Source organism: Calditrichota bacterium (assembly GCA_013112635.1).
Taxonomy (GTDB): domain Bacteria; phylum Calditrichota; class Calditrichia; order Calditrichales; family J004; genus JABFGF01.
Genome location: JABFGF010000001.1, coordinates 605,260 through 630,479 on the forward strand (window position 1 = coordinate 605,260; position 25,220 = coordinate 630,479).

General features: G+C 36.1%; 12 protein-coding genes. 3 read left to right on the forward strand and 9 right to left on the reverse strand.

The window, feature by feature from the left end; translation table 11 throughout:
- Positions 1-11 precede the first annotated feature (11 nt).
- Positions 12-1,301, reverse strand: a complete 1,290-nt coding sequence (locus HND50_02730; protein NOG44113.1) for an HlyC/CorC family transporter — start codon at positions 1,299-1,301, stop codon at positions 12-14.
- A gap of 495 nt (positions 1,302-1,796) precedes the next feature.
- Here HND50_02730 and HND50_02735 point away from each other — a divergent pair, with 495 nt between their 5' ends.
- Both HND50_02735 and HND50_02740 read left to right on the forward strand, forming a co-directional pair.
- Positions 1,797-4,160, forward strand: a complete 2,364-nt coding sequence (locus HND50_02735; protein NOG44114.1) for a glycyl radical protein — start codon at positions 1,797-1,799, stop codon at positions 4,158-4,160.
- A gap of 86 nt (positions 4,161-4,246) precedes the next feature.
- Positions 4,247-5,155 (forward strand): glycyl-radical enzyme activating protein, encoded by a 909-nt coding sequence (locus tag HND50_02740; GenBank protein ID NOG44115.1) that lies wholly within the window; start codon positions 4,247-4,249, stop codon positions 5,153-5,155.
- Here the strand turns inward: HND50_02740 and HND50_02745 are convergent.
- The 4 genes from HND50_02745 to HND50_02760 all read right to left on the reverse strand — a co-directional run bounded on the left by HND50_02745 (position 5,152) and on the right by HND50_02760 (position 10,241).
- Positions 5,152-6,198, reverse strand: a complete 1,047-nt coding sequence (locus HND50_02745) for a hypothetical protein (protein ID NOG44116.1) — start codon at positions 6,196-6,198, stop codon at positions 5,152-5,154. The two genes, HND50_02740 and HND50_02745, sit on opposite strands and share 4 nt — an antisense overlap.
- 2 nt (positions 6,199-6,200) lie before the next feature.
- Positions 6,201-6,614, reverse strand: coding sequence for an rRNA maturation RNase YbeY (gene ybeY / locus HND50_02750; protein ID NOG44117.1), 414 nt, complete (start codon positions 6,612-6,614; stop codon positions 6,201-6,203).
- A gap of 137 nt (positions 6,615-6,751) precedes the next feature.
- On the reverse strand, positions 6,752-9,067 hold the full coding sequence (locus tag HND50_02755; GenBank protein ID NOG44118.1) for an HDIG domain-containing protein: 2,316 nt from the start codon (positions 9,065-9,067) through the stop codon (positions 6,752-6,754).
- 22 nt (positions 9,068-9,089) lie between these two features.
- Positions 9,090-10,241, reverse strand: a complete 1,152-nt coding sequence (locus HND50_02760) for an acyl-CoA dehydrogenase (GenBank protein ID NOG44119.1) — start codon at positions 10,239-10,241, stop codon at positions 9,090-9,092.
- A gap of 270 nt (positions 10,242-10,511) precedes the next feature.
- On the opposite strand from HND50_02760, the gene HND50_02765 reads away from it, so the two are divergent.
- On the forward strand, positions 10,512-14,372 hold the full coding sequence (locus HND50_02765; protein ID NOG44120.1) for a response regulator: 3,861 nt from the start codon (positions 10,512-10,514) through the stop codon (positions 14,370-14,372).
- A 7-nt stretch (positions 14,373-14,379) separates the two neighbouring features.
- Here HND50_02765 and miaB read toward each other — a convergent pair whose 3' ends face one another.
- The 4 genes from miaB to HND50_02785 form a co-directional block, all read right to left on the reverse strand.
- The gene (gene miaB / locus HND50_02770) at positions 14,380-15,681 is read right to left on the reverse strand and encodes a tRNA (N6-isopentenyl adenosine(37)-C2)-methylthiotransferase MiaB (protein NOG44121.1); all 1,302 of its coding nucleotides are present in this window, start codon (positions 15,679-15,681) and stop codon (positions 14,380-14,382) included.
- Entirely contained in the window at positions 15,678-16,982 is a 1,305-nt protein-coding gene (gene mtaB / locus HND50_02775) for a tRNA (N(6)-L-threonylcarbamoyladenosine(37)-C(2))-methylthiotransferase MtaB (protein NOG44122.1), read from the reverse strand. Before mtaB ends, miaB begins: the two co-directional genes overlap by 4 nt.
- A 209-nt stretch (positions 16,983-17,191) precedes the next feature.
- Complete coding sequence (locus HND50_02780) at positions 17,192-17,791, reverse strand: hypothetical protein (protein NOG44123.1); 600 nt, start codon at positions 17,789-17,791, stop codon at positions 17,192-17,194.
- 74 nt (positions 17,792-17,865) lie between these two features.
- Positions 17,866-25,200 carry a T9SS type A sorting domain-containing protein gene (locus HND50_02785; protein ID NOG44124.1) on the reverse strand — a complete coding sequence of 2,445 codons (7,335 nt, stop codon included), beginning with the start codon at positions 25,198-25,200 and terminating at the stop codon, positions 17,866-17,868.
- Positions 25,201-25,220: the final 20 nt, after the last annotated feature.

Genomic DNA, 25,220 nt, shown 5'->3' on the forward strand with positions numbered 1-25,220 from the left:
TTGAGTGTAAGCTAATCTTCCTTTTTCAGCGATGAACCTTTAATTATGCGAACCCGCTCAATTCGCCTGCGGTAAACCCGTTCAACAATAAAATCATAATTCTCCCAGCGGATTTTGCTTTTCGTTTTAGGAACAGAACCAAATTGTCCCAATAAAAATCCAGCCAGCGTGTCTATGCCCTCTTCTTCCGGGAGATTAAAATCATGGCCCTCATTGAGGTCATCTATCAACATACTGCCGTTTACAAGAAAGGTGTTTTCATCAATTGCATTTAACTGCGGTGCTTCTTCATCATACTCATCCTGGATTTCACCAACAATTTCTTCTATAACATCTTCCAGGGTTACAATACCGGCAGTACCGCCGTATTCATCCACAACTATGGCCATATGGATACTTTCTGCCCGGAACTCGCGTAACAGCTCATTTACCTTTTTCTGTTCCGGGACAAAATAGGGCTCGTTTATTAATTTCATTATATCAAAATCTGCATAACTGCGTTTCTTTATTAATGGCAACAAATCTTTGATGTGTAAAACGCCAACAATGTTATCAACGGATTCTTTATAAACCGGAATTCGGCTATGGTTTTTATCTTTATTAATTTTTAAAAGCTGAGTTATTGAAGTATTATCTTCAACGCTAATCATATCCGGGCGAGGTACCATAATTTCACGGGCGACAGTTTCACTCATCTCAAAAATGCTATGAATCATTTCGCGTTCGTCTTTTTTCAACGCATCGCCTTCTCCATCTACATCAACAATATAACGCAGCTCATCTTCAGATAGCTCTGTTTTGTCTTTGTTCATGCCAAGTGATGAAGAAAATTTGTTGGAAATTTTTTCCAGAACAAACGTAAACGGAAATAGTAGGTAATAAAAAAGTAAAAAAATGTAAACTGCAACTTTCGAAAAGGCTTTTGGGTTTTTGCTTGCTAAATATTTCGATAAGATTTCACCAACAACCAAATAAAAAACGATAAAAATAAGAACACCCAAGATATTGTTAAGGAAATAATATGATCCATTTGATACATATGACGGGCTAGTTATCGCAAGTGCTGAAATCAATGCAAAAGATCCGCTTAAACTGTTTCCAATAACGATTGTTAATAAAACTCTTCGCTGGCTTTCCATAAGCCTGGAAATTTGATTTTCCGGGGATTTTTCACTTTCTGAAAAAGCTGTTAAAGTAGAGCTATTCAGTGAAAACAATGCGGTTTTAATACCAAGAAAAAATGCGGATAATAAAATAAAGAACAGAAAGATAAAACTAGTAAAAAGCGATGACGGATCCAAAGTTTTGGAATCCCCTCCTGATTTGATAAAACATATTAAAATTAAGTTTGGGAATTTATAAGTATAATTGAAGAATTACAAGAGGATATTATTCATTTCTATTAATAATGATTACTTTACATATCTTGACTTTTGGCGAGTATGCATTTAGATTTATTTCAACTTCATGAAAGAAAAAAAATGAAACAGTCAATTATTTTAAAAATCCTCCATAAAAGCTACCGCTGTTTATACAGCTGCCTGATGTTTTATATTTAACTCCTTTTGTTGAATCAAATTTTACTTTTTTTTTTGATTCTTCCAATCTTTACTCAACATTTGCTGACATAAACAAATCTGATTTACAAAAGTATTTTTCAAAAACTGTTATAAATCCAGATAAAAACGGAGTTAAAAATGTTTGAAAAAATCCAGACAAATAACATAAAACCTGAAAGACCCGCTGAAGCTGAAGGCAATTACTATAAACTTCAAATTAATAAAATTGGTCCTGGAATGAATCCAAGGATTCAAAGGCTACGTAAACTTAGCGTTGAAACTCAGGAAACCATTTCCATTGAACGCGCACTTCATGAAACGGTGTTTTATAAAGAAAACTATGGCAAACATTCTATACCGGTTTTACGGGCGCTAACTTTCCTTGATCATTGTAAAAAGAAAACACTTTATTTAGGCAATGATGAACTGATTGTTGGCGAACGAGGCCCTAAACCAAAATCTGTTCCTACTTTTCCGGAACTAACCTGCCACACTGTGGAAGATTTCCATGTTCTAAATACGCGTGACCAGCAGCAATACATCACATCGCAGGAAGATATCGACATTTATGAGAAAGAAGTTATTCCCTATTGGCAAGGTAAAACACAACGCGAACGCATTTTTAATCATGTGCCTCAGGAATGGAAAGCTGCTTATGAAGCCGGTTTGTTTACAGAGTTTATGGAACAACGAGCGCCCGGCCATACTGCGCTTGATGGAAAAATCTACAAAAAAGGTATGCTCGACTTTAAAAATGAAATCGAACAGAATATTGCCAGCCTGGATTATTTAAATGATCCTGAAGCAACAGATAAAGCCGAACAATGGAAAGCTATGTCCATTTCTTGCGATGCCGTAATTGTATTTGCCGAGCGCCATGCTGATTTAGCTGAGGATTTAGCTAATCATGAAGAGGATGCAAAACGTAAAGCCGAGTTAAAACAAATCGCTGATGTATGCCGCCATGTTCCGGCCCACGCGCCTCGTAATTTGTGGGAAGCAATCCAGATGTATTGGTTTGTACACCTTGGTACGATTACAGAGTTAAACGGCTGGGATGCCATGAATCCGGGACACTTTGACCAACATTTAACTCCTTTTTATGAAACAGAATTGGCAAATGGTTCTTTGACGCGAGAAAAAGCAAAAGAATTAATCTCTTGTTTCTGGATAAAAGTGAACAACCACCCTGCTCCTCCCAAAGTTGGTATTACCGCACGGGAAAGTGGAACTTATAATGATTTTACCAACATTAATTTGGGTGGCATTAAATCAGATGGTTCTGATGGAACTAGCGAAGTTTCTTATTTAATGCTCGAAATCATTGAGGAACTTCATGTTTTGCAACCCGGAAATTCTGTACATATCAGCGCAAAAACACCAGACAGATTTCTTCATGCTGCTGCCCATGTTATTCGGCAGGGACATGGATATCCTTCTGTATTTAATCCTGACACATACATTCCGGAAATGCTTCGTCAGGGAAAATCTTTACAGGATGCGCGTGAAGGGGGCTGCAGCGGCTGTATCGAAGTGGGCGCATTTGGCAAAGAAGCTTATTTGCTGACCGGTTATCTCAACGTACCAAAAATTTTCGAAGTTACCCTTAATAATGGAATTAATCCTGTGACGGGCAAAAAAGCCGGAATCGAAACAGGGGATGCTACGAAATTCAAATCGTACGATGAGCTTTATGAAGCATTCCGTAAGCAACTGAATTTTGTTGTTGATCAAAAAATCCGTGTAAGTAATTATATCGATCGTATGTTTGCCAAATATGCGCCTGCTCCTTTTCTTTCTGTGGTAATTGATGATTGTATCAGTAATGGGCGTGATTATTATGATGGCGGTCCGAGATACAACACCAGCTATATTCAATGTTGCGGCCTTGGTACAACAACAGACAGCCTTGCTGCCATTAAAAAACATGTTTTTGATGACAAGCGTTTTTCGATTGATTCGCTTTTAAACGCCGTTTCCACCAACTTTGACGGTGAAGAGTTTATGCGCCAGACAATTATGAATAAAACACCATTTTTTGGAAATGACGATGATTACGCTGATGATATTGCACTGCGTGTTTATGATGATTTGCTTGAAGCAATCGATGGTAAACCAAATATAAAAGATGGCGGTAAATACCATCTTAATATGCTCTCGACTACTTGCCATGTTTACTTTGGAAAAGTAATGGGTGCAACACCAAACGGGCGCTTGGCCGGTAAATCTATTTCGGATGGCACTTCCCCAAGCCATGGTGCAGATACAAATGGACCTTCGGCTGTAATAAAATCATTAACAAAGCTGGATCATGTTAAGTCCGGAGGAACGTTGCTCAACCAGCGTTTTCTGCCAAGCCTTGTTAAAAGAGAAGAAGATATCCGCAAGCTGGGCAAGTTGATCCGCAGCTATTTTACTTTAGGCGGCCATCATATTCAGTTTAATATTGTGGATACAGCAACACTGTTAGCCGCACAAGAATCTCCGGACGATTATAAAGATCTGCTTGTGCGAATGGCTGGTTATAGCGATTATTTTAATGATATGAATGCTGATCTGCAGCAGGAGGTAATTGAACGTACAGAAAATGAGGCTTTTTAATTTTGGAGAATATTGACTGTGTCAATATAAATCGACACAGTCGATTTAATCCATATTATTTATATATATATTTAGGTTTACAAAAAATGCAATCAGGATTAATATTTGACATAAAACGTTATGCAATTAATGATGGCCCGGGAATCCGCTTAACTGTGTTTTTAAAAGGATGCCCATTAAAATGCGAGTGGTGTCACAATCCTGAAAGTATCTCACCAAAAGTTCAAAAAATGTATACGGCAGATAAATGCATTGGCTGTAACAGCTGTGTTGAGGCCTGTCCGCAAAATGCCTGCCAGCTTACACCAGATGGGATTGTCACTGATCCTGACCTATGTAAAACCTGCGGTATTTGTGCAGATGTTTGCCCAACCGGCGCCACAGAAATGTCCGGAAAAATTCAATCGGTTAAGGAGATAATTGAGATAATTGAAAAAGAGCGTATCTTTTTTGATCAGTCCGGCGGCGGTGTTACGTTTTCCGGCGGTGAGCCTTTGATGTATGCCGATTTCCTGATAGAACTATTGGATGCCTGCCAGCAAAGGGGCATCCATTGTACGGTTGATACAAGTGGTTTAACAAAAACAGAAACATTACTTGATGTCGCGAAACGGACGGATTACTTTTTGTATGATTTGAAATTAATGGATGATGAACGACACAAAAAATGGACAGGTGTCAGCAACAAAAAGATTCTTGATAATCTGCAAATTCTTGCTGAAACGGATGCCAGCATTAATATTCGCATTCCGCTTATCAAAAATGTAAATGATGACTTTGAAAATATTGAACAGATGGCGGAATTTGTAGCGGAATTGCCCGGGGAAAAACGGCAGGTTAATTTATTGGCCTATCATAATATTGCGGAAAGAAAATATCAAAAACTTGGAGAAACCTATCAGCCGGGTGAGATGGCCGAGCCAACAAAAGAAGAACAAGAACAAATCGCTAAAAAGTTTGAGAGTTTTGGATTAAAAGTTGTGCTTGGAGGTTAATTCCTTGTTCCATGAATAAATAGACCCAATTGTTCTGCAAGCGGTCCAACTATAAAAACTTTATCATTTACATAACTAACACTTCTATTGCTGCCCCCTGTTATTTCTGGATATTCTCTCAGACTGTTTCCATTGAAGTGGGCAACTTTGTTCCACGAGCCAACAATAAAAAAATCATTTATTGCAGGTCCATCCATTGCATAAGCAAAAAGATCGACTTTAAATATTTCTTTAAACTCAGTAACATCTCTACTATTTATGCAATATCCTCTAATAATTTGTGGGTACCAGGCTGCAACCAAAAGCTGCTTATGGTTTGGTGCAAATATAGCGCCCGGGTGGTTATAATTGTCTGGTAACACCGGATTATTTTCATCCCAAACTGTTTCCCATTGGGAACCATCATAATGCAACAAAATTAATTCACCTGCCGCCCAGACATGGGTTATTCCTGTTTCAGGGTCAACATAACCTGTTACATCATGCAAGTTTTTGTCTGTCCCGCTTTCCATTAGTTCAAAGCTAGTGCCATCATAATGTGAAATAGAGCCATGATCGCCCACTAAATAATAATCACTTGATGACAAGCCCCATGCAGCTTTGGTGGATCCTTTTGCTTCACCAGGCTTTATATTCCCTGTTATAAAAGAATCCCCGACCAAATAATGGTATCGATCCCCTGCAAACATCCAAATATTTTGAGTATCGAATGCAAGTACAACATCAATTCTAGGCAACCCAGTATTATCAAATACTTGAAAATATTGATATTCACTTCCGTTCCATTTAACAGCATTATACCGTCCAGTTGACAATTCAATCTCACCCACTGCCCACACATTATTTTCATCAATTGCAGCCACATCATATAAAGCGCTTGGGAAGAGCCCTAAAGTATCCACACGCCAGGTAAAATCATGGCTGGTGGTGTCGGTAATCTCGCACAACTTTTCTTCCGGTGCTGGCTTAACGCTGTTTTCACTGCACGATGTGATAATTAATAATATTAAGGTAAATGTTATTAAAATGGCGTGGTGTTTCACAGTTACTCTCTGTAGATATCAACAAGTCGGTTTTCAACAGCTTTCATTTGTTTTCGATCTTCTTCGTCAATATCATCATAACCGGCAAGGTGCAAAAGTCCGTGGATTATAAGGCGGGTAATTTCGTCTTTGTAAGAGACGTTATATCGTTTTGCCTGTGCCTGCGCCCTGTCTGTACTTATATAAATTTCACCTTCAACATCATTTTCACCTAAATCAAAAGTGATCACATCCGTCGGGCTCGGATCATTCAAATATTGGTCGTGCATTTCAGCCAGGGTTTTATCATCAACAAAAATAAAATGGCAGTATTTGGCTTTCAGGTTTACTTCAGAGCAGGTCTGCTTAACAATATCTTCAATTTGTTTTTCAGAGAGATTGAAATCCGGGTCAGGCTGAAATATTTCAATTTCCATTTATTCACCAAAACCTAAATAATAATAACCGCTGAGGCGCAGAGGACGCGGAGAGTTAATTTTTTATTCTTCTTTCAAAAGCAGACAATCTGTAAAAAATCCGTGGGCCAAAAAGAAAATTAAAAAGTTGACACTTATTAATTACCGTTGTCAGAACCTTTGCTTTCAGGGATTTTTTCAGTTTTTTGTTTTTTCTGATTGCTGTTTTCTTTTACTAAATTCTTACTTTCAGGATACTCAACACGTCGTTGGAAAACTCCGTATAAAACAGGCATAAAAGCATCCACTATCTTTTTTAACTCCTGAAAGGTTAAATCACATTCATCAAGCTCACCATCTTTATATTTTTGATGAGCGAGACCTTCTACAAAAGCACGGATTTTTGACGGACTTGGATTTTTTAAGGTTCGTGTTGCCGCCTCAACCGTATCAGCAATCATAACAATGGCTGTAACTTTACTTTGTGGTTTTGGCCCCGGATAGCGAAAATCATCTTCATTTACATCTTCCTTATCACCGGCGACAGCAATGGCTTTATTGTAGAAAAAATACATCAGGCTCGTACCGTGGTGTTCGTCAATAAAGTTGCAAATACGGCGTGGCAATTTATATTCCGCTGCCATTTCCAAACCGGTTTTAACATGCGCCGCTAAAATCAACGCGCTCATATTGGCTTTTAACTTGCTGTGCAGGTTTTTAGAATCCATCTGGTTTTCTATATAGTATTCCGGTTTTTCCATTTTTCCTATATCATGAAAATAAGACCCAACCCTCGTTAACAGAGAATTTTCTCCAATCTCTTCAGCAGCAGCTTCGGCCAGGTTTCCAACAACCATACTGTGATGAAAAGTGCCCGGTGCTTTCAGGGAAAGATCCTTTAGTAATGGGTGGTTTAAATCCGAAAGTTCGAGGAGACGCACATCAGTAGTTATGTCGAACATTTTTTCAAAAACCCCAAGCAGCATATATGTTACAAATGGAGCAAATATGGCGTTTGGTAAAAGATTTGTAACAAAAATCATCCCAAGATTGTTGATAGTATCGAAGCGCAAAAACGTAATGGCGGCGATAATCCATAGATACGCTAAGGCAATATAAAGTATAGCTTTAAATATCTGGTTCCTATTTCGGATTTCATGAACAGAATAAATTGAAACCATTCCGCTGACTACTGTAAGCAAAGTTATATCGTAACCGCCACCCTGTACGCCACCCAAAATTAGCGCGATTGCCGCCGTTACAACAAAGGCAATTCCAGAGTCAATTAAAATTGCTAATAACATTGATGCGATAGTTGTCGGGATTAGATAAACCGGCCAATTCAAAGGCCCTGCAATTACAGCCGCAACAATTACCTGTAACAAAATTACAATGGTAATCAGCAATAATTTTTTATTATCTGCAAAAATTTTCTTCCTGAAAGAAAATAAATATAATCCAACTATAAACAGAATAGTTGCCAGCAGCATAATTTTTCCGGCCTGTGCAAAAACCGGCTGCCAGTTCCCTTCCCGCGCACTGCGTTCAACACGGGCAGATTCCAGGGAATAAAGCTTTTGATAGATTTCTTCATTAACCCGTTCGTTTGCATCTACAATACGTTCATTTTCATAAACCATGTCTTTCGTCAGGCTCACGCTTCCAACGGCCTTTTCAATAAATTCATCGGTAAGGCGTTGGTTAAAAACAAGGTTTGGCCTAATAATCTGTTTAATATATTTATTAAAAGCCCTGGCCTGATCTACAGGAAAAACAGCCGTGGATTTGTCCGAAATCTCATTGATAACAGTCAGTAAATCTTTCTTTTCTTTTTTATTAACTGTTTCTTCGATTTCGTTTTTCTGAAAGGCAATATTATTGCGTTTTAAAGTATTCGGATCAATATCAAGAATGCCGTCTGTAACTATCTTCCTGGTAAGGTTTAGAATCAGGTCGAGGTTTTTCTGGGAATTCTTATCTTTATAAATAGAATTTATTGCTAAAAACTGTGGCCTGCTTAGCATTATATTAAAGGAGTCTTGCAGAAATGTAATGTTCCGGCTAACTATTGATTGTGGGTTGTTCAATGAATCATCCGGCTGACTTACAGGGAGCCTTTTCTTTAAAATTCCTAAAGTAGTATTCAGATTTGAAAAAATATCTGTCGTTATTTCTTTTTTATAATCAAATCGATAGGGAACTAAACTGATTGCATTGTTTCTTTCAGCAAGTAGTTCGTCATCTGTTTTAAGAATAAAAAAATTAAATGGTGCGACAACCTTTTTTGTAGCCACACTGCCAATTTTAACATCTGTATATCGGATAGTATTATCAGTTGAAAAAAGAAGAGGAATAATTATCAGCAGAATAACAAAATATGATGTTTTTGCAGCAAATTCGCGAAAAGGCTTTTCACTGTTTGTATATTTTTCAAGGGACGCAAGAAAGCTGTCCCACGATTTTTTTAATTTCATTTAACTTTACTTTATATATTTTTTACCTGTGGCTGAACTCTTTTAATGCTTCACGAAAAATAACCATTCGTTGTACTTCTGAGGTACCTTCGCCAATTTCCATAAGCTTTGCATCGCGCCAATATCGTTCAACTTCATAATCTTGAACATATCCATAACCACCATGAATTTGGATTGCTTCTTTTGTGATATCCATCGCTGCTTCCGATGTAAACAACTTAGCTATAGATGCCTCTTTTTTATGTGGCAAATTTTCGTTTCTTAATGATATGGAATTATAAATAAGTTCTTCCGCAGCCATGATTTTTGTGACCATGTCTGCAATTTTAAACTGTGTAGCCTGAAAGTCAATTAGTTTTTTTCCAAATTGTTCCCTGTCATGTGCATACTGCATAGTTTTTTCATAAGCAGCTTTTGCAATACCAAGTGACTGAGCTGCAATTCCTATCCGTCCGCCATCCAAGGTCATTAAAAATTGTTTATACCCTTCATTTTTTTTACCAAGCAGGTTTTCTTTTGGAACTTTGACATTTGTAAAATGAAGCATACTGGTGGGAGAACCCCGCATCCCCAGTTTTTTTTCTTTTTTACCAATTTCAAAACCAGCCATGTCTTTTTCAAGTATAAAACTGGAAACACCCCGTGCGCCTTTTCCCTTATTAGTAACTGCTGTTACTACAAATATCTCAGCATACTCAGCATTTGTAATAAACACCTTAGATCCGTTTATTAAATAATGGTCCTCTTGTTCTTCTGCTGTTGTCTGGGTTCCACCGGCATCACTTCCTGCACCAGGCTCTGTTAAACCAAATGCACCCAGTTTTTCTCCTTTGGCCAAAGGCACAAGATATTTTAGTTTTTGTTCTTCCGTTCCAAACATTTCAATGGGCGTTGAACATAACGAGATGTGTGCAGAATATGAAAGTGTTGTTGACGCACAGACTTTTGCAAATTCCTCAAGTGTAATTGCATAGGAGATTAAGTCAAATCCAGCCCCACCATATTTTTCTGAAACCGGTAATCCCAGTAAATGCAAATCTGCCATTTTTTTAAACGTCTCTTCTGCAAATCTTTCATTTTCATCTATTTCTATCGCAATTGGTGCCATTTCTTTTTGGGCAAAATCCCGCACCATTTTCCGAACCATTTCATGTTCTTCCGTAAACTTTATCATTTTCTCTCCTAAATAAATCCCATGCATTAGTTTCTAAGACATGAATTATCGAGCTTTTTTAATACACCATAAATTAATATAGTTAATTTGCTTTGTTATCATATTACATTCTAATTACAAACCGAGAATTTACTTTTAAGTCAGTCTGAATCCAATTTGTTATCAAATTATTTTTATAAACAAAGATTAAAAAAATTTTACTATCTAAAAAAACAAACCGATTAAGAATATATCACTTTTGAAAAAACATAGATTCCGGGAAATAGAAAATTGATAGTTTTACGACTTATTCTGCTTTTTTCTCTAATATCTTCTTTATCAGCCCAAAACCTGCAATTCGAAAACTACAAAGTTTCCGATGGTTTACCCCAATCACAGGTTTATGACGTTTTGCAGGACAGGGATGGGTTTATGTGGTTTGCAACAGCTGCCGGGCTAAGCCGTTATGATGGTTTAAAGTTTACAAATTATGATCATCACCATGTTGATATAGCATCGGATATAATTTATTGCCTTGAAGAGGATAATCTCGGGAATTTATGGGCCGGTACAATTCGTGGTGGCATTTTCCGCTTTAATAAAAACAATCCTGATAAAAACAATTCTTTCCAGTCTTATTTTCAGAGTTACGACTCAACTGGCAATAAAGTCTATGACATATTAAAAGTTAAAGATACACTTTGGTTTGCAACAGATAGCGCAACAATTATTAAATATGCTGATTCCACATTTTCAAAGTTAGAACTTGGCCATAATGATGATGAGCAATTTACACGGGCAATGGTATGTGATTCCCTGAATCGTAAATGGGTTTCTGTTTATAATCTTGGCTTATTTTTAATTGATGGTAATAGAATTACCAAATTTGATACTAAGGACGGCTTACCAAATACTAAAATCCGATCTATACATATTGATAAGTATGGTGTAATCTGGCTTGGTTCAAAGCAAGGCCTTATCAAAGCTAAATATGTTAATAATAAATTATTAGTAATAAAAACCTTAAACAGTTCAGATGGTCTGCCTTCTGAAAATATTTATTCTCTGGCAAAATCAAAAAACTACTTATGGATTTCAACCAACAGGGGCGTAAGCAAACTAAATGAGTCGGGAGGATTTGTAAATTATTCAAGCCCAAACGGACTTATTAACGAAAGAGTGTTAAAAGTTTATATTGATAGAGAAGAAATTGTTTGGCTTGCCACAAATGGTGGGATTAGCAAACTTTCTCAGGAAAAATTTCTGTATTTTTCAACCTTACATGGAATCCCGGTTAACTTTATTACTTCAATTTATGAGGATATGGGCAGTATTTATATAGGCAGCCATGGTGGTGGTATTGTCGCATATAAAAACAAAAAAATTATCAAACCTAAAATGTTTGATGTACTTAAAACGAAAATGATCCGTGTAATGAGGAAAAAAGACAATACATATTGGATGGGAGGCCGTGAAGGATTCTATAAATTTAAGGACAATTCATTCCGGCACTTTACAGAAAAAGATGGCTTGCCCGGTATTTATGTACGAAGTATTGACTTCGATGAAAATGGAAACATTTGGATTGCAACCGATCGTGGAGTTGCAATTTTTAATCCACAAAATTCTACCTTTAAAACACTTGACCATACGTTAAATAAATCTATATGGCATATAAATATTACAAATGATAATAGCGTTTGGGTCTGTTCATATGGAAATGGTGTTTACCGGATAAAAGATGGCGTGGTTAGACATTTTGATGAAAAAGATGGATTAAAAACTGACAATTTTTATAGCTCTTTCCAAAGCTCTGGTGATACTCTTTGGCTTGGGAGTATTGAAGGTGCTTATATTTTTAAAAACGGTAAATTCCATTTTGTTAATGACTATTTGCCTTTATCAAAAAACTCTGTTTGGGCATTTGCAGAAGGTGAAAATGGTGAAATGTGGTTTGGAACTAATCATGGTTTGATAAAAAAAGAGAAAAACAAATGGATTCCATACACATACCAAAACGGGTTAATTAGTGATGAAACAAATATAAACAGTATTATGATTGATTCAGCAAATAATTTATGGATTGGTACGGTCGATGGTCTTTGTAAATACAACCCAAAAGAAGATATTACATCCTCTTCTGCGCCTATTGTTCATATTGAATCAATAAATGAGAAAGCGCAAACGGATAATAAATTATTCGATTATAAGCATAATTCTATTTCATTTGAATTTGTCGGACTTTGGTTCAAGGATGAAAAAAGTATTGAATATAGCTATACTTTAGAAGGCTATGAAAAGGAGTGGAGCGATTATACAAAAAGAAACTTTGCAAATTATACAAATCTTGATCCTGGCAGCTATATTTTTAATGTTCTGGCTAAAAGCGGAGACAATGTTGTTTCTGCCAACCCAGCAATTTTTAGGTTTCAAATAGCCCCTCCGTTTTGGCGAACAACCTGGTTTGCCATAATCTTTTTAGTTTTTATTAGCATATTGATATGGGCATATATTAAATGGCGCATAAAAGCTTTCGAAAAAGAAAAAAAGATACTTGAACAAAAAGTTTCTGATAGAACCTATGAATTGGAGCAAGCCCGAATTACAGCTGAAAATGCTGTACGTTCCAAAAGTAGGTTTTTAGCGAACATGAGCCACGAAATCCGCACGCCAATGAACGGAATTCTTGGCATGAACCATCTTTTGATGGATTCCGGTTTAAATGATGACCAAAAAGAAATATCCGGGTTTATAAAGTCAAGTGCCGATTCACTAATGCATTTGATCAATGGCATTTTAGATTTTTCAAAATTAGAATCCAATAAGTTAAAAATTGAAAAAATAGAGTTCTCTTTATTAGAAATTTTTCGAGAACTATCCAGTACTTTTTCGGTTAAGTGCCGTGAAAAAAACATTGTTTTTTACCGTGAACCAGATTTTAGCCTTAAGGATAAATACATAGGAGATCCTCATAGATTACGACAGGTATTGGTAAATTTACTTAGTAATGCTGTGAAATTTACCGAACATGGTCACGTAACGTTGCAGATAGAAATAACTTCTACAACACAATCCCATAGTGAATTTAAATTTAAAATAATTGATTCTGGAATTGGAATTTCAGAAGAAAATCAAAAACATATTTTCGATAGTTTTTCCCAAGCAGATGATTCTATTACAAGAAGATTTGGAGGTACTGGACTAGGTTTATCGATTTGCAACCAGCTTGTTCAATTAATGGGCGGTACTATTGGTGTTGAAAGTAACCAAGGGAATGGATCAAGTTTCTGGTTTACTTTAAAACTTGAAAATGCACCAAATTCAAAACTGGTCTTTACAAAAATTGATAACCAAAACTCAAAAAAGCATTGTTATTTTATAATTCCAGAAGATATTAAGGCAAAATCATTATATAGTATATTCGAATATAATGGCTTTGTTATCTCCAAAATTGACCTGAAAAAGTATGAAAGCGAATTGGAAAATATTGAGAATAATTCAATTTTTGTGGTGTATTATTCTGAAATCTCCAAAGTGAATAAAATTCCAAAAAGCAAATTTGAGGGTAAGAATATTAGCTTCATTGTTCTCGAGCCTCATTTTGAAAAATCCAATTTCTCAGAAACTTGTGACTTTGAATATGATATAGTTAAGGCGTTTCCGATTGACTATCATTTACTTCAAAATCTGATCAATGGAAAACAACTAAAACTTCAACAATATAATGAAAAAACTGAGGTTTCATTAATAAGAGACAATTTGAAAATACTGGTCGCAGAAGACAATCTAATAAATAAAAAGGTTTTACTCTCGATGCTGAAGAAGATTGGTTGTAAGGCAGATGCTGTTGAAAATGGTCAACAATTGCTCGATAAAATTGAACAGGATGATAGCTATGATTTAATTCTTATGGATGTTCAAATGCCCGTAATGGATGGGCTTACTGCAACCATTGAAATTAGAAAAAGAGAACAAAATATAGAAAAACATATTCCTATTATCGCATTAACAGCCAACGCTTATTCCGATGATAGGGAAAAATGCATTGCATCCGGTATGGATGAGTTTCTTTCAAAACCTTTTAAGCCAAATCAATTAATTGAAAAGATCAATTCAATTCTGAATTTAAGCGAAAAACAAATCTCCATTTAGAAATAAACTAAACAATCTCACCAATCAAAGTATTCGTAGTAACGCTTGTAATTTTCACATCTACCAGAGAACCTACTTCAGCATTTATATCAGGAAATACTACAACTTTATTGCCGTCATTCCTGCCCTTTTGCTGATTGTGCTTTTTACTTTTCCCCTCAACAAGAACTTTATAGGTATCACCCAGATGTTTTTGGTTTTGTTCCAGAGAGTGTTGTCTTTGCAGATCAACAGTTCGGGTTATTCGTGAAGTTTTTTCTTCTTCAGTAACATCATCAGGAAACTTGCGAGATGCAATGGTTTGTTTTCGTTCGGAATATTTAAATGTAAAAGCAGAATCAAACTTTACTTTGTTCATCACATCAAGCGTATCTTGGAATTCTTCTTCAGTTTCGGTTGGAAAACCAACAATAATATCTGTTGATAAGGATATGTCCGGTACAGTGTTGCGTATATGATCGGCTAAATAAAGAAATTCATCTTTGCTATAAGTACGGTTCATCATATCTAAAACGCGAGTATTACCGGCTTGAAGAGGTAAGTGAATCTGTTTGCAGACTTTATCATTTTCTGCTATTATGTGTAATAATTTTTCAGGAAAATCCTTTGGATGCGGAGAAGTAAACCGGATACGCTCAATTCCGCTTACTTTGCTGGACATATCAATCAGGTCTGCAAAATCATACTTTTCATATTTATAAGAATTCACATTTTGTCCAAGCAATGTAACCTGTTTAAATCCTTTATCTGCCAGGGCTTTTACTTCATCTACAATATTTAAAGGATCACGGCTACGCTCCCTGCCGCGAGTATACGGAACCACACAAAATGTACAGAAATTATCACATCCGCGCATAACAGCAATCCAGGCATTTACTCCACCTTCCCGTGTCGGGAAAACATCACTGTAAGTTTCAAATTCCGATAAAGTCAGATAAAAATCTTTCTCCCCGGTTCCATTAACCTTGGACAGCATTTCAGGTAATTTTTTATAAGCATCCGGGCCGGCAACAATATCAACCCCAACCTTCTCATCCAGCAACTCTTTGCGAAGGTTTTGTGCCATGCAGCCCAATACACCCATCACAAGATTATTATTTTTGCGTTTTAAATGTTTCAGCGCCTCCAAACGGTTATGTACTTTTTGATGTGCATTTTCACGAACCGAGCATGTATTTAAAAAGATAACATGTGCATCATTTGGCTCAGTTGTAAAATCATAACCTTGTTTTTTTAAAATCGTTTTTACAATTTCACTGTCATATTCATTCATCTGACAGCCATATGTTTCTATATAAACCTTTTTCAAACAAGCTCTCCTAATATTCTGTCTTTCTCTATTCGTTTAAGTTTAACACGGCGGATTTGATTATGCAGGTTCTCATTGCTTTCCACAACCACACGCAAATAATTTCCGGTAAATCCATTCCAACGCCCATGTTTTTCTTCCTCAAACAAGACATCCAAATTTTTATTTATAAATTGTTGATAAAACATCTCTTTTTTTCTGCGGCCCATATCGGCCAATTCATTATAGCGTCTTTTCTTTTCCTTTGAATCTACTTTAGGTGTCATTTTAAATGAACTGGTTCCTTCACGGTCGGAATAAGTAAAAACATGAAAAAATGAAACAGGTAAATCTGCCAATAGTTTTTTAGAGTTTTTATATTCCAATTCACCTTCTTTTGGATAACCGACCATAATATCTGTTCCTAAGCCAATATGTGGAATTTTTTCCACAGCATACTGTATAAATTCCTTAAAGAAAGTTGCATCATGTTTTCTGCGCATTGAGTCAAGGATTGTATCGTCTCCGCTTTGCAAAGGAATGTGCAAATATGGGCACAGTTTATTTGAATTGGCCATAAAATCTACTAATTCCCTGCCAATTGTCGTAGGCTCGATGGAACTGATGCGAATTCTTTCCAACCCATTTAACTTTTCAAGAGCAACAAGAATATCCAAAAAATTCTTTCCAGAATTGGAATATGTCCCAACATTTACACCGGTTATTACAATCTCTTTATGGCCCATTTCCACAAGTTTTTTAGCTTCATCCAAAACATCTGAAAATTTTCTGCTTCTTGCCGGGCCACGGGCTTTGGCAATAATGCAAAAGGAACATACAAAATTACATCCATCCTGAATTTTTAAATTTGCCCGTGTATTGTTGTCGTATAACCCAACTGATTCGATCGTAAATTCATTTCTTGAAATTTTTGGAGAATGAATCACACGCGCTTCAGATACTTTTTCCAGATTTTCAACAAAACCTGCTAATTGCATTTTATGTTCATTTCCCACAATCATATCAACGCCGTCTATAGCACGGATTGTATCAACGGCCATTTGGGCATAGCAGCCAACAACTGCTACAAAAGTATCAGGATTAGAACGGATACTTTGGCGTACGGCTTTCCTGCACTTTGCATCAGCCTGCTCCGTTACAGTGCAAGTATTAACAACAGTCAAATCTGCCGGCGATCCAAAATCAACAATCTTAAAACCCTGCTCTTGTAGATTTTTAGCAATGATTGCTGTTTCAGCCTGGTTTAAACGGCAGCCCAAAGTGTGTAGTGACGCGGTTTTTAATTTAGAATTATTTTCCACTGGTTCTTATTTTCAAGTAAAACAGAATATATTCTTTGATAGTTATTTTTAAGCCGCGAAATTTAAGAAGATTAGGCAGGTTTTGCTAATTTAATAACAACTGAACTTACCTAACTTTGTTTATTTAGGACGCGTAATCTAAGGAAATAAAAAAAGCAGCACCAAATAATCAGCGCTGCTTGTAAAGGAGGAAATACTTGGTGGACGTGTTATAAAGAATTTATCAGCTCTTCAATTTTATCAGCTAAATCGGCCAATCCTTCAGTTGTATTTACATTTACAGAAAATTCCGGGTCAACTACCTGAACCCAATCAAGGCTTTCTGAATAATCACCTAAGGCAAAATAGTTTTGGGCAGACAGAAGATAGATATGGTTCAATCCAATGTCCAGGCCATAATTAAATGACCAAACAGAATCATCCAGGGCACTGTAAAAAGTATCGATTATTGAATTAGACTCACTGTATTCTTTTAGAGCATTTAATACAAAGGAATGCCCGGCATACAAGTCTACATCCGGATTAATTTTAGAACTTCCTGTACTAAAGAATGTATTTGCATCATTTAGTATATCCGCTTTGAAAGATGCCCATCCCAACCAGGTGTAAACCAAAGCAGAATCTGCATTTTGTTCAAGTGCACTATTAAATTTGCTAACAGCATCTTGATAGTCTGAAGACTCGAACGCAGTAATTCCTTTCTCCATTGCTTCGGCGTACGTTAGATCTTCTGGCGTGGAATCGGAAGTTTGTTTTGAGCAGGCTGTTATTAAGAAAACAGCCAGGAAAATTACAAGTATTTTTTTCATTTATTCTTCTCCAATTTAAAATCTCTTCAGTGCTTTCACTGAGGGTTTGATATTTGGTATTTATTTAATCCTTACTATTTCAACAATATCATCTTTTTGCTTTTCACAAACTTAGGTGTAACAATATTATAAAAATAAAGACCGGTAGATACTTTAACACCATAATCATTTCTACCATCCCATTTCAGTTGATACGTTCCAGCTTCATACTTTTTATTTACCAAAGTTCTAACACGCTGACCTAAGATGTTGTAAATATATAAAGCAACCTTTGTGTCATCTTTTAATGAAAAAGGAATCGTTGTAACAGGGTTAAACGGGTTCGGATAGTTTTGATGCAGTGCATATTTTTCAGGCATAATATTACTGCCGGTAAACTCCATGTCTGTTTCGATTTTGAACTCACCTAAAACAGGTACTTTTGCTTTGATTAATTTTGCTGTTTTATAAACAGCAGATTTTAGCCGTATCCATTCCTGGCCGGATTTCTGATAAACAAAAAGTTTACTTATATCTTCAAACTGCTCTGCTTCAAATTGAATTGATAATTCGCTTTTTTCATCAATACTAATTTCCGGACCAAAAATAAAATGACCTTTCTTGTTCATTTTTACAGTTTCTGCCCTTACAAAACGGTTTTTATCTAAATCCGGTACACTAAAGGATATTTTTGCTTTCTGGTCTACAGTTGCAATTAAATTGTCTTCCCCAACTTTGGCCAATACAAAGTTTAGTACCCTCACCTGGACTGAATCGAGACCAGATGCGCCGTTGGCAGTGATTGTTAAAGTATGCTGCCCTTCGCTGTTGAATATATGTGATGTTTTATAAACAGTTGATCCGGATATTTGCGACAACGATAAAGTAGTGGTTCCGCCTGGTCCCAGAACATCAACTTTTGATGTAGTCAGAAGCTCCATATCAGAAACAACAACTATATCTGTATATTTTGTTGAAGCAGGATTTTGAAGAAGTGATGTGGATATCTTCGGTTTTGCAACTAATTGTAAAGTAGTTGTCCTACTGATAAGTGTTAAACTTGGAGCCATGCTATTTGAGACACGTACATTATAGACACCATTGTTATCTTCTGTAAAGTTAGAAATCGTGTAAGAGCTTTCAGTTGCCCCGGTTACTGCAGAATTGTCTTTATACCACTGATAATTATTACTATCACCAGGCGTTGAGACTGTCATTGTATATTCACCGCCTTCATTTACAAAATCAGTTATATATGACCCTAAACTATCTTGTGGTGAATAGCTAAATGAATTTTCTGCAACGGCAATATTTGGAATAATATCATTAAACTCTAACTTATTTCCGTAAACAGAAAAATACCTGACAGATTGATCAAAACTTGATCCGCTAAAATCCGGTAATGAATCAATTTCATTATTATAAATATAAAAGCGGTCAATATTCTGCATATCTCTATATTCTACAGGAACGTAACCGGTAAAGTTGTTTCCGTAGGCATAAAACTGAGACAAATTAGGTAATCCACCAATCTCCGGTGGTAGTTGCCCAGTAAATTCATTATCTGCAATATATAATCCATAAAGGTTAGCCATTTGTCCTAATTTGGCTGGTATTGTACCGCTAAGTTGATTAGAACTAAAATATATATATTGAAGATTTGTAAGGTTTCCTATGCTTTCCGGGATTTCACCGCTAAGCTCATTAGATTGTACGTTCATGTTATATAAGTTTGATAGCTGACCAAACTCTTCCGGGATATTCCCAGTTAATTGGTTTGATTGTAAATTGAGATACTGCAAGTTTTCCAATTCCCCTAATTCAGCAGGAATTGATCCACTTAGTTCGTTTTGATATAGATATAGCCTGTTCAAATTTGAAAGGGATTTCAATTCTGCCGGTATTGCCCCGGTCAAAGAATTTGAATAAAGATATAAATATCTCAAAGCTGAAAGGTTTCCAATTTCCTTGGGAATTGTTCCGGATAGCCCGGTATTGTACAAATATAAATATTCCAGATTTGTCATGGACCCTATTGTGTCTGGAATTGTTCCTGTAATTCCTGCATTATTACCTAACTCAAAATTGCTAATAGCTGTTAGTCCGCCTACTTCTGCCGGTATAGTGCCAATTAAGTTATTGTTGTATAACTGAACGCGTGTTACCCTACCATCATCAACAGTGATACCATACCAATCATCTAGAGAAGCACTAGTTTTCCAGTTTGAATTATCTGTCCAATCCGCTCCTCCCAAGCTGTCATACACAGCAACTACAGCAAGTGAGTCCTGCTCAAAATATTCACCGGGTGTGCCATTTACTTCAATTGAAAAATCACTTTCAATCAAGTTGTCATCTACTTGAGTCATACGGAAAAAATACTCCGTTCCATTTACCAAACCTGTATACTCTTTTAATCCAACATAACTCTGATAAATAGAATCAACTGCTGTTGTCGGATTTGCCGACGTTCCCATATAAATTTTATAATAATTAAAATCGGGGATTTGGCTCTGCGTCCATTTCAAAGTCAATTTGGTATCATTTTCAATAACGGCTAAACCGGCAACAACAGGCGGTACAAGGTTTACCGGTATTGCTGAAACAACTGCTGAAGTATCGCTTTTGTTTATGGCACGGTCAACAGCAGAAACTGCAAAAAAGTATTCCCTACCATTTATTAATCCATCTACAATTGCAGAATCGACAACAGATGAATCTGTTAACGATAAATTGCCTGCACTTTGACCACTATAAATATGATAGCGTAATAAGTCACTCTCCGGGTTTTTATCCCAATTTAGAAAAACAGAGTTTTCTAATGGCATTGCTACTATGTTTGCAGGTACTGAAGGTGCAGTACCATCCGGAGTAACTTGCATTGTTGCGCTTGGCAAACTTTCATTACCCCAGCGATCGACCGCAGTTATATAGTATTGATATTCTGTTCCATTTGATAATCCATTAATCATATATTTTAATGCAGTTGTAGAATCAATCAGGCTGGTAGGTGAGCCAACAACTCCACCATAAATCCGGTATACTGAAAGATCAAGCTCTGGTACATTGTTCCAGGATAACAATACGGCTGAATTTCTTGGATATACTGCAAAATTATTTGGTGTTGCCGGGGAAACAGAATCCGGAATAAACACATTTATATTTGCACTTACCAAGGTTAGTGATGGTGCATTCAGATTTGTAATTTGATATGTGTATGCACCAATGTCTTCTACTTTCAAAGTATCAATAGAGAGTGTTTGATTAGTTTCTCCATCTAATATCTGTGAATCTTTGTACCATTGGTATTCATTATCTGCATGCTTGTGAATTACAGATAGTTGTAATGAGTTGCCGGCCTGGGAAACAGTGTCTATTTGTTCTCCATACGCCTTCATTGGGCTGTAAGAATAATTCCCTGATGGAACACCAACATTAGGTACAACATCTTCAAATCCTAAGTAGTTATTAGAAATATAAAACAGGTTCAGGATGCTATCCATACTTGTCCCAGTAAAATCGGGTAATGAATCTAAATTATTATTTTGAACCTGTACTTGACGAATGTTTTTAAAATCTCCAAAGGAGGCTGGCAATGTTCCGCTGAATTCGTTGTTACTTAAATTTAGATAATACAAATTTTCTAAATTAGATATTTCAGAAGAAATTGTTCCGCTTAGCTGATTATTTTGAATATAAAGATATCGTAAATTTGGCAATGAATTTATTTCATCGGGGATCTCACCTTCTAATTGGTTATTATACAAGCTCAAATTACTAAGCTTGGATAAGTTTCCAAGACTCGCAGGAATTTGTCCGCTTAATTGGTTTCCATATAAATTTAAGTTAACGAGGTTTGTTATGTTTCCAATTGCTGACGGGATTTCTCCGCTAAATTCATTCCTGTACAGATATAGAGAGTTTAGGTTCGTAAGGTCACCAAAACCATCCGGAATAGCTCCTGTAAAATTGTTATCCGACAGATTTATGTACGTCAATTCTGTTAGATTAAACAGTTCTGATGGTACGCTGTTGAATTCATTATAAGAAAGAGAAAACGTTCGCAAATTAGAAAGATCAAAAACAAATGATGGAATTTGAGTAAGCGCCATACCATCCAAATAAAGCTGAGTGAGGTTGGATAAACTACTCAATTCCTGAGGGAAGGTGCTTATATTATTATATGAGATATTTAAATATGTCAGGTTAGTAAGATTACTAATTTCTGTTGGGATTGAGGTTAACTGATTTGTATTTATAAAAAGCTGTGTTAAGGTTTCTAAATTAAACAACTCAACTGGAAGGCTTGAAATGTTGTTATTATCTAAGCGCAGATAAGTAATTTTTTCCAAACTGCCAATCGATTGGGGAACTGTCGTAAGTTCATTAGAATAAAGATATAGATTGGAAAGCTTGTCCAGGTTTGCAAATACATCAGGTAGTTCGGTTATATTGTTAGAATGTAATGCCAAAGTGACTAAATTGCTTAACTGCCCTATCTCATCCGGCACTTTTGTAATTTCCGTATTTCTTACCTCCAGGGTTTGTAACTTATCAAGCAGCCCTACTTCACTTGGTATTTCTCCTGTAATATCATCATATCCAAATCTAAGATAGGTCAATTCTGTTAAGCTACCAATTACAGACGGTATATTACCGGATAAGCTTTTATTATATAGGTTTAATTGTGACACACGGTCGTTTGTTACTGTAACACCTTCCCATGAAGATATTTCCGATGATGTTAGCCATGAATCAGCACCAGTCCAATTTGAACCATCCATTGCGTTGTAAAACTCTACCAATGCCAAAGAATCCAGAGATCTGTAATTATCCGGTTCAGCCATAACTTCATTTGAAAAGTCACTTTCTTTGCCGCCCGTATCGAAGGTTTTTAAGCGCAAGTAATATGTTTTATTATTCTCAAGGCCCTCAATATCTATAGACAAATCATTTGAATTCACATAGTATTGTGTTAAAAGCGAGTCAACCAACTTAACTGGATTAGGAACAGTGTCCATATATAATTTGTATGCATAAAAATCAGGGATCGTTTTCTCAATATTCCATTGCGCGATTAATTTTTGATTATTTTCAACCACATTCACATCGATTGGAGCGGGAGGTTTCATGTCGCTTGGTGTTGATGTAACATCTGCTGTCGTATCACTAATATTTAAAGCATGATCTATGGCAGATATTCTAAAATAATACATCACATCATTAGTTAAGTTTGATACAGTTATAGAATTTGATGATGTATTTGTATAACGTTGTGTTGGGTTTGGTGAGGTTCCAAAATATATCGAATAATAATCAATATCATCCTCACTATTTTCATCCCATTGCAAATCTACCGAGGCTTCACCAGCAAAGGCCATCAAGCCTGTGGGAACAGCCGGAGGAGTGCCATCCGGTGTTACGTTTTTTTCAGCGGTTGACGCACTTTCATTACCCCACAAATCACTGGCAGTTATATAATATTTATATTCTAAATTGTTGGTCAAATTTTCAACTGTGTAATAATTATCAGTTGTTGAGTCGATCAAAGTTGAAGTTTGTGATGAAAGCCCGCCATAAATTCTGTAAACGGAAAAATCAACCTCATTGTTTGCACTCCATTCTAAGTAAGCCATTGTATTGCGTGGATATGCATAAAAATTGCCGGGTGTAGATGGCGCTTCGACATCCGGGATTAGTATATTCTGTTCTTCACTTGTTAGTGTCAAATCAGCAACAGCTGTGTTTGTAACAGTGTATGTATATGAGCCCGCATCTTCGGCATCAATCGATGAAAAATGCAGATTATGACCTGTTTCGCCATCCAGCATAACACCATTCTTGTACCATTGGTACATATTGTCATTATGTTTATGCTGAACGGATAACGTAATTTCCTGTCCAAGTGAAACAATCGAATCTACAGCTGTACCATAAGGTTTCATAGGATTATAATAAATACTACTTGAAGGCACATCTAAGTTTGGAATAATATCTTCAAATCCCAATTTGTTATTATAAACATTTATCTGACTTATGGTATTGGTCAGGTTAGTTCCGGAATAATCTGGTAGTGAATCAAATTCATTATTATAAATTATGAGGTAAATTAAGCTGTTATGGTTCCCTAAATCTTCTGGAATAGTTCCACTCAACTGGTTATTATATGCATAGAAATAATCAAGTTCTTCCAGGTTTGACATACTATCGGGCAATGTTCCTGTTAACATATTATTTTCAAGATTAAGCCTGCGCACATTTTTAAGCCGAGTAATTCTTTGAGGTATCTCCCCTTCAAACTGGTTGTTACTTAAATTTAAATAGTATAACTCTGTAAGATCTCCTATTTCTGAAGGAATATTCCCGGTTATTTGATTTGTCTGTAAATATAAATAGCGAAGATTAATCAAATCCCCAATCTCAGAAGGAATGCTTGTAATAAAATTATTGTAGAGGTATAAATTGGAAAGGGTTGTTAGTGTAAAAATAGATTCCGGAATTTCTGTAAGGTCATTATGATTTGCAAATAGGGAGTTCAATTTTGTCAAATCTGAAATTGATGAACCAATTTCGCTAATAGAATTACTACTAATATTGAGAGTTTGAAGGTTCGTTAAAGAATATACCCCGGTTGGGATGGAAGTAAGGTTCATCCCATTTATATATAAAGAAGTCAAATTAGTTAAACTAGAGACTTCTGGTGGTAACCCACTAAGATTTTGGCTATTTGACAAGCTAAGAAAAGTTAGATTTATTAAATTTCCAAGATCGGATGAAACACTGGTCAATGAACTGGACCCAATGGACAATGATAATAAATTTGTAAGGTTATATATCTCAGCCGGAATAACTGACAGTTTATTACCTTCAACATTTAAAGTTGTTAAGCCAGTTAAATTGCTGATTGTTGATGGCAAACTGGTAATATTATTGTACTGTAACTGAAGATTATTTAACTCTGTTAAACTTCCTATAGAATCTGGTATTGATTCCAAATCATTATTATTCAAATATACAGTTCTTAGACTACTCATCCGTCCAATTTCATTAGGGATGGAAGTAATTTCTGCATAATAAATATACATATACAGCAAATTAGTTAAGTTACTAATTTCCGCAGGAATGGCGCCGGTTATGGGATCATTTCCGAATTGCAAACTAGTTAGCCCCGTAAGATCACCAACAGCCGCCGGGATTTCACCAGACAAATTTTTGTTATATAAACTTAAGTTTACAACGCGATCATCAGAAACTGTTACTCCTTCCCAAGTCGATATATCCGCAGAAGTAAGCCAGGAGTCTGCATTAACCCAGTTTGCCCCATCCATTTGATTATAAATTGTTACAAGTGCTAAGGAGTCAGCCTCGCGGGTTTGGCCTAAAACAAGTTGAATAAATAGTATTGAGAAAAGAATAATTTTTCTAAGCATTTTAAATCCTAATTATTGTT

Bases quoted from the DNA above. Each gene is read 5' to 3' on its own strand.
- HND50_02735 (NOG44114.1), top strand. From the start codon at position 1,797: ATGAATCCAAGGATTCAAAGGCTACGTAAACTTAGCGTTGAAACTCAG.
- HND50_02740 (NOG44115.1), top strand. From the start codon at position 4,247: ATGCAATCAGGATTAATATTTGACATAAAACGTTATGCAATTAATGAT.
- ybeY (NOG44117.1), bottom strand. From the start codon at position 6,614: ATGGAAATTGAAATATTTCAGCCTGACCCGGATTTCAATCTCTCTGAA.
- HND50_02755 (NOG44118.1), bottom strand. From the start codon at position 9,067: ATGAAATTAAAAAAATCGTGGGACAGCTTTCTTGCGTCCCTTGAAAAA.
- HND50_02760 (NOG44119.1), bottom strand. From the start codon at position 10,241: ATGATAAAGTTTACGGAAGAACATGAAATGGTTCGGAAAATGGTGCGG.
- HND50_02780 (NOG44123.1), bottom strand. From the start codon at position 17,791: ATGAAAAAAATACTTGTAATTTTCCTGGCTGTTTTCTTAATAACAGCC.
- HND50_02785 (NOG44124.1), bottom strand. From the start codon at position 25,200: ATGCTTAGAAAAATTATTCTTTTCTCAATACTATTTATTCAACTTGTT.